A 14,271-nucleotide genomic window follows, 5' to 3' on the forward strand; every position below is an offset into this window, starting at 1 on the left:
CGCTCCATGCTCGACACTCTGATCGCCGGCCTGCTCCGAGGGAACGTCTACGCCCTCGGAGCGGTCGGCATCTCGCTCGTCTTCGGCGTCATGAACGTCGTGAACTTCGCGCAGTTCTCGTTCTTCGGGCTCGGCGCGATGCTGGCCTGGTTCTTCGTGGTGCAGCTGCAGCAGCCGTTCTGGATCGCCCTGCCGCTCGTGCTCGCGATCTGCGCCCTGCTGGGCCTGGTCATCAACATCGCGGTCGTGCGTCCGCTTGCGAAGTACCTGCCGCTCGCGGCAATGCTGTCCACGTACGCGGTCGCGCAGATCCTCGACAACGGATCCCAGCTCGCGTTCTCCGCGCAGTTCCGCTCGTTCCCGCAGGTGCTGCCCACCTCGAACCTGCACATCGGGAACATGCGCTTCGGCACCTCGGATCTGGTGATGCTGGGCATCACGGCGGTCGTCATGATCGCGATGTCGCTCTTCCTCAAGTACGGCCGGGCGGGGCGGGCGATCCGCGCCACCGCGCAGGACCAGGAAGCCGCCCTGCAGATGGGGATCCCGGTCGGATCCGTGCAGAACATCTCCTTCGTCATCGCATCGGGGCTCGGCGGGCTCGCCGGCATCTTCTTCTCGCTCTACATCGGGGTCGTGAACCCCGTCTCCGGTCTGAACATCGGCATGACCGCGTTCGTCGCGGCCGCGCTCGGCGGCCTCGGATCCCTCGTCGGCGCCGTCGTCGGCGGATTCGTGCTGGGGATCCTGGAGGCGTTCGGGATCTACTGGTTCGGCGACGCCGCGCGCCAGATCATCGTGTTCGTCGTGCTGCTCGTGGTGCTGATCGTGCGCCCCGGCGGCCTGCTCGGCAAGGTGCCGCTCATCTCGACCGAGCCGCTCACGGGCACGTTCCTGGGCAAGGGGCGCCCGCTGCGGATCCCGCGGTGGGTGTGGATCGCCGCGTTCGTCGTGCTCGGTGTGCTCGTGCCGATCCTCGCCGACACCTACGTGCTCACGACCGGCACCCAGGTGCTCGTCTACGCCATCATCGCCGCCGGCTTCACGGTCACGGCGGGACAGGCGGGCGTGCTCGCGCTCGGGCAGGCAGGCCCCATCGCCATCGGCGCCTACCTCTCGGCGCTGCTCAGCGTGCACCTGCACCTGTCGTTCTGGCTCGCGCTGCCGATCGCGGGCATCGGAGCGGCGGTCATCGCTTCGATCCTGGCTTCGCCGATCTGGGGTGTGAAGGGCCACTACATCTCGATCGCCACGCTCGGACTCGGCATCGCGATCGTGGCCCTGATCCAGCTCATCGTGCCGCAGGGCATCTACGGCATCCCCGTGCCGTCCATCGCCGGCATCGACCTGAACACCCCGCTCGCGTACTACCTCATCGACTTCGTCGTGCTGGTGCTCACCCTGCTGGTGATGTGGCGGATCAGGCGCTCCCATCTCGGGAAGGTGATCTCCTCGGTCGGTTCCGATGAGGTCGCCGCCCTCGCCTCGGGAGTGCGGGTGCGCGACTACAAGGCCCTGGCGTTCGCGATCTCGGCGTTCTTCGCCGGCATCGGCGGATCGCTCCTCGCGCATCAGTACACCTACATCGACACCACGATGTTCACGATGCTGATGTCGCTGCTCGTGGTCACGATCGTGATCCTCGGCGGCGTCGGTCTGCCCTACGGGGCGGTCGTCGGATCTATCGTGCTGATCGGCGCGATGGAGCTGCTGCGGTTCACGCCGGAGTGGCGGATCATCGTGTACGGCCTCGTGCTCATCCTCGTCGTGCGCTTCCGGCCCGGCGGCGTCCTGGTGAGGAACTCATGACTGCCGCACTGCTCGACGTCACCGGCCTGGAGCGCCACTTCGACGGCGTGCGCGCCGTCGACGGCGTCACGTTCCAGGTGCAGCCGGGAGAGGTCGTGTCGATCATCGGGCCCAATGGATCCGGCAAGACGACCACGCTCAACCTCGTGACCGGGACGATCCCGGCGCACGGCGGCACGATCGCGCTGGACGGAGCACGCATCGATCACGCGAGCACGGTCGACATCGCCGAGCACGGCATCGCGCGCACGTTCCAGAACGGCCGCGTGTTCGCCACCCTCTCGGTGGCCGACAACATCGAGGTCGGGATCCACTCCCAACTGCATGCGCACCGGCCGTTCCGCCGTCTCTCGCACGTCTTCCTGCTGCGCTGGATCCCGCTGCTCGCCGAGCTGTTCGTCGCCGTCTTCGGCACCCCGGCCGCACGGCGGGAGCGCGCGGAGATCGACGCGGTCATCGACCTCGAGGTCGACCGCTTCGAGGCCCGGCTCGGTCCGCGGCGCGATGACCCGGCGTACACGCTGAGCTACGCGAACCGGCGGCGCACCGAGATCGCGCGTGCACTCGCCCTGCAGCCGAAGCTGCTCGTCCTGGACGAGCCCACCGCCGGAATGAACCAGTCCGAGACCGCCGAGGTGCTTGCACAGCTGCTCGAGCTGAAGGCCTCCGGGCAGGCGATCCTGCTCGTCGAGCACAAGCTCGACCTCGTGATGACGGTCTCGGACCGGGTCATCGTGATGGACGGAGGCCGAATCATCGCCGAGGGCGACCCGCAGGCCGTGCGCAACGACCCCGCCGTGATCGAGGCCTATCTCGGCCGGCGGCGGGAAGCTCCGGGGTCGTTGAGCGAGGACGGCGAAGCCGACCGAGACGAAACGCGGCCACCACGCGGGCGCGACGTTTCGTCTCGCTCCGCTCGCTCAACGACCCCGGGCGCGGACTCCGGCGAGGAGGGATCCGGATGACCGCCCTGCTGAGCCTGGACGCGGTGGACGTCTACTACGGTCCCTTCCATGCGCTGCGCGGCGTGTCGATCGAGGTCGGCGAGGGCGAGATCGTGTCGCTGCTGGGCGGCAACGCCTCGGGCAAGTCGACCACGATGAAGTCGATCCTCGGACTGAACAGGGTCAAGGACGGGCGTATCGCATTCGCGGGCGCCGACATCACCCAACGCTCCACCGCCAAGCGCGTGCGGGCGGGGATCGCGAGCGTGCCCGAGGCGAGGCGCGTCTTCCCGCAGATGACCGTGGACGAGAACCTGTATGCCGGGGCGTACACCCGCCGCGATCGTGCCGGGATCGCCGAGGACCTCGAGCGGATGCGCGAGCACTTCCCGCGGCTCGCGGAACGCCGCCGGCAGGAGGCGGGCACGCTCTCGGGCGGCGAGCAGCAGATGCTCGCGTTCGCGCGGGCGCTGATGAGCCGGCCGCGCCTGATCTGCATGGACGAGCCCACGATGGGACTCTCGCCCAAGCTCGTGGACCAGGTGCTCGACGAGATCGCCCGGCTCAACCGCGAGCTCGGCGTCGCGGTGCTGCTGGTGGAGCAGCAGGCGGAGCTCGCGCTGTCGATCGCGTCCCGTGGGTACGTCCTGGCGACGGGCGAGATCGTCGCCGAGGGGTCGGCGCAGGAGCTGCTGCACGACCCCCGCATTCAAGAGGCCTACCTCGGAAGGAGCGGCTCATGACCGCAGGCTCTCGCACGCAACGCGTGCCTTCGGCGCGACCCAGGCTCGGGTTCTTCACCCGGGTGCTCGACGACGCCCCGGCCGCCGAGCGCTATCGGCTCGCCCTGGAGCAGATCCGCACGGCGGAACGGCTCGGCTTCGACTCCGCCTGGGTGGCGCAGCACCACTTCCATGAGGCGGAGGGCGGGCTGCCGTCGCCGCTGGTGTTCCTGGCGCACGCCGCCGCGCAGACGACGAGAATCGTCCTGGGTACGAGCATCGTGACGCTGCCGCTGGAGGAACCGCTGCGCGTCGCGGAGGACGCGGCCGTGCTGTCGCTGCTCAGCGACGGACGCTTCGAGCTCGGTGTCGGCAGCGGCGGCACGCCCAGCTCGTTCCCGCCGTTCGGGCACGACCCCAAGGAGCGCGGCGCGATCTACGGGCGCCATCTCGCCCGCCTGCACGAAGCCCTCCGCGGAGACCAGCTGACCGCCGACGGGGGCAGCCTCTACCCGGCCGCGCCCGAGCTCCTCGACACGCTCTGGCAGGCCACCTTCTCGCCCGAGGGCGCCGCGCGTATCGGCGCCGCCGGATCCGGCCTCATGCTGTCGAAGTCGCAGCCGCACACCGCCGGATCCGGTGCGACCGCACTCGCCGACACGCAGCGGCTCGTCATCGACGCGTACGAGGCGGCCCTGCCGGACGGTGTCTCGTCGCGCACGTTCGCCTCGCGCGGCCTCGTCGTGGTCGACGACGAGGCCGACGTCGCCGCGCTCCTGGCACGCGGGATCGAGCGCTCGCTGCCCGCGGCCCGCCCCATGGGCATCGCGATCCCGGACGGGGCGAGCGACGAGGAGCTGCGGATCCTGTTCGACCTGCACGTCGGGACTCCGGAGCAGATCATCGAGGAACTCGCGCAGGACCACGTGCTCGCCTCGGCCACCGACATCGTGTTCCAGTCGCACCCGGTCGATCCGCCGCACGCCGTGCTGCTGCGCTCGCTCGAGCTGATCGCCACCCGGGTCGCCCCGGCGCTGGGGTGGAGCCCGGCGGTCCCTGAGCCCGTCGAAGGGCCCGAGCCGCTCGATGCGGACGACGCCATCCTGACCATCCCGGAGGAGACCCATGTCTGATCTGATCGACGACCTCGTCGGCATCGTCCCGGGCAGCCCGCTCGATGCGCTGCGCGCCAAGCGCCCCGTGGCGCGCAGCGACGCCAAGGCGACGTACGACGGGCTCATCACAACGCCCGCCGACCTCGACCGGGCGACTGTGGCGGAGCGCGCGGCCCTGGGCTACTGGGTCGCCGCGCTCAGCCGCGCCGACGGCCTGGCGGAGCACTACCGGGCGCTGCTCGACGCCGCCGATCCCGACACGCGCACCGCGATCGATGCGGCGCTGCCCGGCGCGCTCACCACCGGTCCGTACGGGGCGTATCCGGAGGGTCCGCTCAGCGTCGAGGACGAGGAGGGCCTGCACTGGGTCGCGCCGCCCTCGCTCCGCGACGCGATCGGATCCCGCCTGAGCGCGGCCCTCGAGCACGCGCACCTGCTCACATACCGTCCCCGCGATTCGAGTCCGGACGCGCTGCAGACGCTGCTGGATGCGGGCTGGAGCACCGACGGCGTCGTCACGGTGTCGCAGCTCGTCGCGTTCACCCACTTCCAGCTCCGCGTGATCGCGGGACTCAGCGTGCTCAAGGAGGCGATCTGACATGGCAGAGCAGGTTCTGCGTCACCCCGAGGTGACCCCGCCGCACGTCTTCACGCAGGAAGAGCTCGGCTGGGTGCCGTGGCTCGAGCCGAAGCCTGAGGACGAGCTGACCGAAGACGACTACACCGCCCTCGTCGAGCGCTCCCGCGCCGCGAGCCCGTACTTCCGTCTGCTCGTGCGCGATCCCGTGGTGCTCGGCGCGCGCACCCGCGCCGACAACGACATCTTCTACAACACCGACGCCGGTCTCGGCCGGGCCGAGCGCGAGATCTCCGCCGCCGCGGCCTCGCGGGTCAACGGCTGCCTGTTCTGCGCCTCGGTGCACTCCCGCTTCGCGACGATCCAGGCGCCCTCGCGCCGCGACGACGTGCAGCGGCTGCTGGACGAGGGCATCGACGGCGAGCAGGACGAGCGCTGGACCGCGATCATCGAGGCGGCGGCCGCGCTGACGGCCACCCCGTCGCGGTTCGGGGAGGCGCACGTGCAGGCGCTGCGCGCGGCGGGCCTGGACGACCAGGCGATCGTCGACGTGGTGCAGAGCGCGTCGTTCTTCAACTGGGCGAACCGCCTCATGCTGTCGCTCGGCGAGCCGACGCCGCCCGCGCCGAAGGCCTGATCCGGACAGCGTTCCGGATCCGCGTTTCCCTCCCCGCATCGTCTTTCCCTCCCCGCAGAGGCGCCTCTAGGGGGAGGGAAAGACAGCACGGGGAGGGAAACGCAGGCCAGCCGGGCCGGGCCACGACGGATCCGGGCTGCAGGGCTACTTCTTCTGCGGGGCGAACGGCGTGCCCAGCGTCGCAGCGAGGGCCTGGAAGATCCGGGTCGCGGGGGAACTGCAGGGCAGATCCGTCGGGTTGTCGGTGAGGGTGCGGGCGTCGCTCGGGCAGTCGCCTGAGGGGATGTCGCTGTTCACCATCGTGATGATCGTGGTGTCGTCCTTGGTGTTGTAGAACATGGCCGTGTTGTAGCCCGGGAGTTCTCCGGTGTGGCCGACCCAGCCGTTCTGGCAGCCCCAGCCGATGCCGTAGCCGCCGTTGCCGGGACCGTTGAACTCGCGGAACGACGTGAGCCGCTCGATCTGGTCCTTCGCCGGTACGAGTCCCGCTCCCGTCGCCTCCGCACGGCCGTACTTCAGCAGGTCCGGTGCGCTGGAGATCAGCTCGCCGGCCGTCCAGCCCCAGGAGGGGTTCCAGTTCGTCGTGTTCGCCGGGTTCTCCGGGGTGCCGTGTCCGCCCTGCAGCGTGAAGCCCTGGGCGTGCGGATCCGGGAATGCGGCGGATCCAGCCGGGAAGATCGTGTGCGTCAGGCCCAGGGGAGTGAGGATCTTCTCCACGAGCACGTCCTGAAAGCTCTGGCCCGTGACCTTCTGGATGACCAGGCCCAGCAGGATCGTGTTGGTGTTCGAGTAGTCGAACGCGGTCCCGGGCGCGAAGTCCTGCGGCGGGAGTGAGATGCCAGCCTTGAGCAGCTCCTGCGGCTTCCAGACCCGGTCCGTCTCCGAGAAGAAGATCTTCTGCCAGGCCGGGTCCTTCGTGTAGCTGGTGATCGAGCTGGTCATGTCCGCGAGCATGCGGATCGTGACCTCGTCGCCGCGCGGGACGCCGTCGACGTACTTCGAGATCGTGTCGTCGAGGCTGAGCTTGCCCTCGGCGGCGAGCTGCGTCGTGAGGGTGCCGGTGAAGGTCTTCGTGATGGATCCGACGCGCTGGTAGACGTCGGTCGTCATCGGAGTGCCGGCGGCCGGATCCGCCACGCCGTACGCCTTCAGGAACAGCCCCTTCGGCGACTGCACGGCCACGACGGCCCCCTTCGACGAGGTCTGTGCGAAGGCGTCCTGCGAGGTCTTGTCGATCGTCGCGGTGAGGTCGTCGGGAAGCACCGACGACGGGAGGTCCGCGGTGCGCGCCACCACGGCCGAGGGGTCGGCGACGCAGGTCGAGACCGCCGGCACCGTCGATGAGGGGGTTCCGGCGCCGGTCGAGGTCGGTCCGGTCGAGGGCTGTGCGGAGCAGCCGGCGAGCACGAGCAGGGCGGCCGCGAGCGCGATCGGCCGTGCGAGACGAGCGGTGACCATGGCGGAGCTCCTTCGGGCAGATCGATCCTTCCCCCAAGGAGACCCTGGCACCGGCGGCACCCGGGAGGAATAGACGTAGGCCCATTCCGCCGCAGGCGCGGCCCCGGGAGACTGGTGGTCGCATGGGGATGCTCGAGGGGGAGAGACGAGGGTCGGATCCGCACGCGCGGTGGACCGGGTGTGCGATGAGGAGGCTCACGATGGCGGCTGACGAGATGCGGCCGGGAGCAGCGACGCGCGTGCGCCCACCGCAGGGCGATGACACCGCGACCTACGGCGTGACGCAGCTGCGTGGATCCGTCCCCGTCTCTCTCGACGACCACTTCCGGATCGGATCCCACACGAAGACGATGACCGGAACCGCCGACGGGCGCCCGCCCGCCGCCATGATTGCCACATCACTCATGAAGAGCATCTACATCTACGGAGGTTGAGACGATGCCGTCCTCCCGCACGGTCCCGCCGGCTCTGCGCCGGGCGTTCGCGCTCGCCGCGGTGACCGCGGCTCTCATCCTGGCCGGCTGCTCCGGTCCCTCCGGCGCCGCACCTGGAACCGCCTCGCCGTCGCCGTCCACGTCCCCGGCCGGATGCGTCGCGGATCCCGCCCGGACCATCGCCGCGAAGCCCGGCGCGAAGACGATGTCGCCCCTGTCCGCGGAGACCGTCGCGAAGCTCGACGCGGTGGCGGCGAAGGCCTTCGCCCTCGGCGCCTCCCCGGGTGCGGTCGTCGGCGTGCGCACGCCCGAGGGCACCTGGACCAAGGCCTACGGGAACGCCGATCTGGCCGGGACCCCGATGCAGGTCGGCATGCACACCCGCATCGCGTCGCTCACGAAGATGTACACGGCGACGATCGTGCTGCAGCTCGCACAGGAGGGCAGGCTGAAGCTCGACGACACCATCGGGAAGTACGTGGACGGGATCCCGAACGGCGACACCATCACACTCACGCAGCTCGCCGACATGACCAGCGGTGTCGCGAGCTACACCATGAACGCGAAGCTCCTGGAGAAGTACTTCGCGGATCCGACCGCGGTCTACACGCCCGAGGAGGTCATCCAGGCGGGTGCCGCCGTCTCACCCCTGTTCCCTCCGGGGGAGGGGTTCGCCTACTCGAACACCAACACGGTGCTGCTCGGGAAGGTGATCGAGAAGGTGACCGGCCAGGACGTCGGCCGGCTGATGCAGACGCGGATCTTCGATCCGCTGCACCTGGCGCACACGTCGTGGCCCGGAACCTCGGCCGCGCTGCCGGAGCCGTACGCACGCGGGTACACGCTGAACGGCAACAGTGCGACCCCGGACGCCCCGGCCGACTCCACGGACTGGAATCCGTCATGGAGCTTCACGGCCGGCGAGATCATCTCCGACATCGACGACCTGCTGACCATGGGGCGCGCACTCGGCACCGGCCAGGGGCTGGTCGATGGGAAGACGCAGACCCTGCGACTGACCTCGTTCTCGGACATCGGGTACGGCTTCGGGCTGAGCTGCTCGCAGGGGTGGGTCGGCCACACCGGCGACCTCTCCGGCTACAACACCTCGCTCTTCTACGACACGGCGACGGACACCACGGTCGCCGTGCAGACCAACAGCGACATCGCGTCGGGCGGCTGCACCACCTCGCCCACCCTCACCGACGACCCGGGCGACGCGATCTGCCAGACGCCTGCGGTGCGGCTCCTGGTCGCCCTCACCGGCGAGCTGGGCACCGCCTACGTCCCGCCGCCGCGGAAGTAGTGCCGACCCGCTGCCGGTCCCTGAGCGAGCGCAGCGAGACGAAGGGCGCTCAGCGCCCGATCTGCAGTCGGTCCCTGAGCCTGTCGAAGGGACTCCTCCTCACCGGTACTCCTCCGCCACCGAGGCGAGGAACCGCAGCACCGCGAGCACGCGACGGTGGTCGTCGCCGTCGACCGACAGCCCGAGCGCGGTGTAGATGTGCGAGGTGTGCTGCACGACGGCCTTCTCGGAGAGGAACAGATCCGTCGCGATCCGCGCGTTGCTGCGTCCCTCCGCCATGAGCGAGAGAACCTCGAGCTGGCGCGGCGTGAGGGATCCGACGGCTCCACTCGCGCGGCTCGCCCGCGTGACCAGCACCGACACGACCTCCGGATCCAGGGCCGTGCCGCCCGCGGCCACCCGGCGGAGGTCGGCGGTGAAGGTCGTGACGTCGGCGATGCGCTGCTTGAGCAGATACCCGAATCCGCCGCTGTTCTGATCGAGCAGCTCCGTCGCATAGCGGCGCTGCACATACTGTGAGAGCACGACGACCGGGATCGCGGGATGGGCCTCGCGGATCCGCAGCGCGGCGATCAGCCCCTCGTCGGTGTGCGTCGGAGGCATCCGGATGTCGGTGATCACCAGCTCCGGCGCGAGCAGCTCGACCTGCTCCAGCAGCGCCTCGGCGTCGCCGACGGCCGCCACGACCTCGAAGCCGTCCTGTGCGAGCAGGTGCCGCAAGCCCTCGCGCAGCAGCACCTCGTCCTCGCCGATGATCACGCGCATGGCAGCTCCACCTTCACCTCGGTGCCGTGTCCCGGATCCGATCGCATCCGCAGGCTGCCGCCGAGCGCGTCGACGCGGTCGAGAAGGCCGTGCAGGCCCGCACCGCGGTCGACGCTCGCCCCGCCCACGCCGTTGTCGCGGACGAGGATGTGCAGCAGGCCGCTTTCGACGTGCAGGGTGACCCGCACCAGCGACGCCTTCGAGTGCTTGACCGTGTTCGTCAGGGCCTCGGCGATGATGAAATACGCGGTGTGCGCGGTGGTTGACGAGATCGTGGCGTCGTCGATGTCGGCTTCCAGCGTCGCGGGGATCGCCAGCCGGTCGACGAGGTCTTCCGCGGCGGCGGTCAGCCCGCGCTCGGTGAGGGTGACCGGCAGCACGTTGTGCACGAGGCGGCGCAGATCGGCCGCGGCCTCGTCGATCCCATGCCGCAGCCGTGCCGACGCCTCGCTCGTCGCGGGGCCGGCATCGGGGGCGTTCGCGATGGTCTGCGCGGCGAGGGCGAGCAGCACGAGCTGCACCTGGATGCCGTCGTGCAGATCCTGCGCGATCCGCGAGCGCTCCCGGTCGGCGGTCTCGACCAGGCGGATCCGCGACTGCGTGAGCGCATCGTTGCTCGCGAGCAGCTCGGCGGTGAGTCGCTCGCGGTCGATCGCGATGGCGAGCACGTCGCCCGCACGCCGCACGGGTGCCGGATCCGCGGTCATCCGGGTGTCGTAGACGATCGCCCCCACGAGTCGCGAGTCGACGCGGATCTCGCACCAGCCCCGCTCCGGTCCGCGCTGGGCGGGGTCGACCGGCGCGCCCGTCTCGTCGACGTACTCGCCGCGCTCGGCGGCCCAGTACACGACGCGCAGCGAGTCGTCACCGAGAGTGCCGGCCAGGGCGCGGGCGACGGCGGGTCCGCCCGCGCCGGTGATGCCGAGCCAGGCGCTCAGCGGCTCCAGGTCGCCGGTGCGGCGGAACCCGCCGAGCAGCACCCCAAGCAGGAAGGCGATGGGGATCGCCGCCGAGACGATGAGCTGCGTCACGCCGCCGATCGCCGGATCCCACCCGAATGCGCCGACGATCGTGGGCGCGAAGGCGAGCAGCAGCACGGCCACGATGCCGTAGCCGAACAGGGGCAGCAGCGCGCGCCGGTGGCCCGGGTCGGCGACGACGAGACGCCGGGTCAGCACGACGGCCGTGAGCACCATCACCGTGATCCCGAGCGTCTTCTGCACGGCGGCGACGATCGGGACGGCGGCCGGCGCGGACGCCGAGAGCAGCACGAGCGCGAGCTGGAAGACCGGGCACGCCACCCAGCCCAGCACCACGGTCGTGATCGAGAGCCGCCCGCGCAGGCGCCCGGACGGGAACGCATGCAGCAGATGCATCGTCATGGCGAGCGGGCTCGTCGCGAAGATCGCGCTCACCACCGAGAGCGCGTCGACGCCGAGGTTGACGAGCCCGGCGAGGAACAATGCGATGCCGCCGACCACGAGCAGCTGCCCGGTGTTGTTGTGCGGGCGGCGCCACCAGGCGAGCACGCCCGCGGCGACCCAGATCCAGAACACGCCGGTGAACAGCGCGACCACCCAGAGCGTGTCAGGTGTGCGCAGCCCGATGCCCAGTTCGACAGCGCCGAGGAGGAAGGCGAAGACCGCGATCATGACGAGGGCCGCGGGCAGCGGGCGGTCGGAGCCGCCTCGGTGCACGGTGGAGGACGAGTCGACGGTCACCGGATCCGCCATCGCCTCTCCTTCTTCACCGCTCCTTCTTCGCCGCTCGCGGCGTGCACGACGCGCACACCCCATGATGGCGCGCGGCACGGTGCGGTGACCATGGGCCTGGGTCCCGTGCGGGGGAGGGGCGCGCGTACCTGCTTGGAGTGGCGGCCCGCGGCGTTCACCTCCCCGGAGCGCCTTCGCCCCCTCGTGCTGACCTCCGCCAGAGGGGGTGAAGACGGTGAAGGGGGGTGAAGATACCGGGAGCAGACCTCCTCGCGGTCAGACGAGCAACGACCGGATCCCCTCGCGCTCAGGCGAAGCGAACGGTCTGCTGGATCCGCGTGCGCACGTCGAACAGCTCGGTGCCGCCGATCGTCCGGGATCCGGGTACGCCGGCGCGGAGCAGGGGGCGCAGGGCGCTGCGGCGCACGACCACGACGGTCGTGCCGCGGATCGCGCCGAGAGGCGTGGTCGCCTGCGCCAGGTCGTCGTCGGGGAGCACCAGGATCGCCCCGCCGAAGCGCACCCGCGCCGCGCGCGCGATCGTGCGCACCTGTGTCACGAGGGCGGTGATCGGTGCGCGGGACCCGGCGCCGGATGCGATGACCTCGCCGGCGCGGAAGCGCGCGATCTCGCCGAAGTCGGCCGACATCAGACCGTACAGCCCGCTCGGCCCGAGCACGATGTGGTCGAGGGTCTCGGGCGACGGGGCCTCGCCGCCGACCGTGGCCGCGCCGGCCGGGACGGCCACGTCGTGCCAGGCCGTGAAACCCATGCCCAGGTCCGCGACGGCGCGCGCGGTGTGCTCCTCGGCGAGGGCGTTCGCGAGTATCCGGCGCAGCTCGCGGGGGACCGTGCGCACGAACGCGGGGTCGTATGGATCCGGCACCTCGGATCCGGTCCAGGCATGCACCTGCGCGACGTAGTGACGCCGCCGGCTCGCGCCCGCCTCGCCGTAGGCCTTCGCGCGCGGGCGTGTATCGGTGCGCGCGGCCGGAACGCGCCAGCCGTCCCACGCGACCTCGTCGACGGCGAATCCGTGCCCGCGGTCGTAGGCGGCGCGCAGCTCCGGGGTGCCGACGAGCTCCCAGGCGCGCTGCACCTGGATGAACACGGTCGCGTCGCCGCCCGTGTCGGGGTGCGTGCGGCGCAGCTGCAGCCGGTAGGCGCGGCGCAGCTCCTCGTCGTCGACGCTCGCGCCGACGCCGAGCACCTCGTACGCGGAGGCCGAGAGCGGACTGTCGAACATCGCCCTCCTCAGGTGGTCCGCGGCGGTGGAACAGCGGAGTACAGGGTATCCGGTCCGATGTCGGAGGCTGCTCGTAGCCTCGAGACGACGACGAGAGGATCCCCCATGGCGATGATCGACCCCGCGACGCCCACCGGCTACACGACCGTCGCGCCCTGGGTGGCGACCGACGACACCGGCGCGCTGCTCGACTTCATCACGGGCGCCTTCGAGGGGGAGGAGCTCGCCCGTGTGCAGACCGAGGACGGCTCGGTCGGGCACGGCGAGATCCGCGTCGGTGACACCGTGGTGCTGGCCTTCGACCGGCGTGACGAGTGGCCGGTGATGCCGAGCCTGCTGCGCGTCTGGGTGGCCGACGCCGACGCGGCATTCGCCCGGGCTCTGGATCGCGGCGCGACGGTGGTGACCGAGCTCGGTGACAACGCCTTCGGGCAGCGCGGCGGACGCGTGAAGGATCCGTTCGGCAACATCTGGTGGATCACCGCCCAGGTCGAAGACGTGCCGGAAGAGGTCATGTGGCAGCGTCTGCAGGAGCCGCGCTATGCCGAGAACATGCGGTACGCGCAGGAGTCGCTCGACGCCGCGCTGACCGGGTCGGCGTCCGGCTGGAGCAGCGCCCCGGTGCGTTCCGACGACCAGGGGTGAGTCCCCGGTCGCGGTCGGTCGATGTGGGAGCGCAGGCCTGGACCGCCGCCGGGTAGCATTCCCCGGGTGAGATCCCCGATGAGCCCGGACCATCCGCTGCAGCAGGACTACGAGGTGCGCTTCGACTGGGCGCGCGAGGGCCTGCGCTCGATCGCACAGGGGGCAGGCGTCATCGTCGTGATCGACGCGATCTCGTTCACGACGACCGTGGAGCGGGCCGTGACCGAGGGGCTCGAGGTGCAGCCGTTCCCCGGTACGCGCGTCGAGGCCGAGCGCATCGCGGCTGAGCACGGCTTCGGAGAGGCCCGTCTTGCGGGACCGCGCGGGGGAGCGGGGGTGACGCTGTCGCCGTCGAGCCTCACCGCCGAGAACGTCGCAGCCTTCGGTGCGACCCGAGCCGTGGTGCCGTCGTTCAACGGCTCGCGGCTGTCGGCGGCGGCCGCGGGGTTCGGTGTGCCGGTGCTCGCCGCATCGCTGCGCAACCGCTCCGCCGTCGCGCAGTGGATCCTCGACCATCAGCACGCCGTCGGGCGCCGGGTCAAGGTCGCCGTGGTCGCGGGCGGCGAGGTGCGCGACGACGAGACGGTGCGGTTCTCCGTCGAGGACATGCTCACCGCCGGCGCCGTGATCGATGCCCTGGGCGCGCTCGGCATCGACGCCTGCTCACCCGAAGCCGCCGCGGCCTGCGCCGCGTACACCGGCCTGGCCCGGGCGACCCGGCACCTGTTCACGGCCTCGTCGAGCGGCGTCGAGCTGCGTGACGAGGGGCAGGGCGCGGACGTCGAACTCGCCGCGCAGACGGATGTGTCCACGACGGTCCCGGTGCTCGTGGACGGGGTGTTCCGGGCGGTGGATCCGGCGGCTCGCGCCTGACCCGGTCCCCGCTCGTCCTCGATCCCCG

At 70.9% G+C, this 14,271-nt stretch carries 14 protein-coding genes; 10 read left to right on the forward strand and 4 right to left on the reverse strand.

Translation table 11 applies throughout. The features are described 5' to 3' along the window. The first annotated feature begins 6 nt into the window (after positions 1–6). The 6 genes from AB4078_RS17240 to AB4078_RS17265 are packed head-to-tail and all read left to right on the forward strand — an operon-like array spanning position 7 to position 5,804. Positions 7–1,809, forward strand: a complete 1,803-nt coding sequence (locus AB4078_RS17240; RefSeq protein ID WP_441978147.1) for an ABC transporter permease — start codon at positions 7–9, stop codon at positions 1,807–1,809. After that, positions 1,806–2,774, forward strand: a complete 969-nt coding sequence (locus AB4078_RS17245; RefSeq protein WP_441978148.1) for an ABC transporter ATP-binding protein — start codon at positions 1,806–1,808, stop codon at positions 2,772–2,774. The genes AB4078_RS17240 and AB4078_RS17245 overlap by 4 nt, the downstream gene beginning before the upstream one ends. Next, entirely contained in the window at positions 2,771–3,496 is a 726-nt protein-coding gene (locus tag AB4078_RS17250) for an ABC transporter ATP-binding protein (protein ID WP_440732645.1), read from the forward strand. The genes AB4078_RS17245 and AB4078_RS17250 overlap by 4 nt, the downstream gene beginning before the upstream one ends. Continuing rightward, positions 3,493–4,608: a putative FMN-dependent luciferase-like monooxygenase gene (locus AB4078_RS17255; protein WP_441978149.1), complete on the forward strand. Its 1,116-nt coding sequence runs from the start codon at positions 3,493–3,495 to the stop codon at positions 4,606–4,608. Before AB4078_RS17250 ends, AB4078_RS17255 begins: the two co-directional genes overlap by 4 nt. Beyond that, entirely contained in the window at positions 4,601–5,188 is a 588-nt protein-coding gene (locus AB4078_RS17260) for a CMD domain protein (RefSeq protein WP_441978150.1), read from the forward strand. The genes AB4078_RS17255 and AB4078_RS17260 overlap by 8 nt, the downstream gene beginning before the upstream one ends. Position 5,189: 1 nt before the next feature. Beyond that, entirely contained in the window at positions 5,190–5,804 is a 615-nt protein-coding gene (locus AB4078_RS17265; RefSeq protein ID WP_441978151.1) for an alkylhydroperoxidase domain protein, read from the forward strand. A 144-nt stretch (positions 5,805–5,948) separates the two neighbouring features. On the opposite strand, the gene AB4078_RS17270 is transcribed toward AB4078_RS17265, so the two are convergent. Further along, positions 5,949–7,262, reverse strand: coding sequence for a serine hydrolase domain-containing protein (locus tag AB4078_RS17270; protein ID WP_441978152.1), 1,314 nt, complete (start codon positions 7,260–7,262; stop codon positions 5,949–5,951). Positions 7,263–7,462: 200 nt separating this feature from the next. Between AB4078_RS17270 and AB4078_RS17275 the strand changes: the two genes are divergently transcribed. Both AB4078_RS17275 and AB4078_RS17280 read left to right on the forward strand, forming a co-directional pair. Beyond that, entirely contained in the window at positions 7,463–7,696 is a 234-nt protein-coding gene (locus tag AB4078_RS17275; RefSeq protein WP_440732640.1) for a hypothetical protein, read from the forward strand. Between the two features lie 4 nt (positions 7,697–7,700). Continuing rightward, a complete protein-coding gene (locus AB4078_RS17280; protein WP_441978153.1) occupies positions 7,701–9,002 on the forward strand; it encodes a serine hydrolase domain-containing protein in 1,302 nt (433 codons plus the stop codon). A 99-nt stretch (positions 9,003–9,101) separates the two neighbouring features. Here the strand turns inward: AB4078_RS17280 and AB4078_RS17285 are convergent, their stop codons facing one another. The 3 genes from AB4078_RS17285 to AB4078_RS17295 form a co-directional block, all read right to left on the reverse strand. Continuing rightward, entirely contained in the window at positions 9,102–9,767 is a 666-nt protein-coding gene (locus AB4078_RS17285; protein ID WP_440732638.1) for a response regulator, read from the reverse strand. Further along, a complete protein-coding gene (locus AB4078_RS17290; protein WP_441978154.1) occupies positions 9,758–11,500 on the reverse strand; it encodes a sensor histidine kinase in 1,743 nt (580 codons plus the stop codon). The genes AB4078_RS17285 and AB4078_RS17290 overlap by 10 nt, the downstream gene beginning before the upstream one ends. Before the next feature lie 286 nt (positions 11,501–11,786). Next, entirely contained in the window at positions 11,787–12,725 is a 939-nt protein-coding gene (locus AB4078_RS17295) for a J domain-containing protein (RefSeq protein ID WP_441978155.1), read from the reverse strand. A 105-nt stretch (positions 12,726–12,830) separates the two neighbouring features. On the opposite strand from AB4078_RS17295, the gene AB4078_RS17300 reads away from it, so the two are divergent. Together AB4078_RS17300 and AB4078_RS17305 are read left to right on the forward strand one after the other, a co-directional pair. After that, a complete protein-coding gene (locus tag AB4078_RS17300) occupies positions 12,831–13,370 on the forward strand; it encodes a VOC family protein (RefSeq protein WP_441978156.1) in 540 nt (179 codons plus the stop codon). 66 nt (positions 13,371–13,436) lie between these two features. Next, the gene (locus tag AB4078_RS17305) at positions 13,437–14,243 is read left to right on the forward strand and encodes a 2-phosphosulfolactate phosphatase (RefSeq protein ID WP_441978157.1); all 807 of its coding nucleotides are present in this window, start codon (positions 13,437–13,439) and stop codon (positions 14,241–14,243) included. Positions 14,244–14,271 lie beyond the last annotated feature (28 nt).

This window comes from Microbacterium sp. 2MCAF23, assembly GCF_052115565.1.
Taxonomy (GTDB): domain Bacteria; phylum Actinomycetota; class Actinomycetes; order Actinomycetales; family Microbacteriaceae; genus Microbacterium.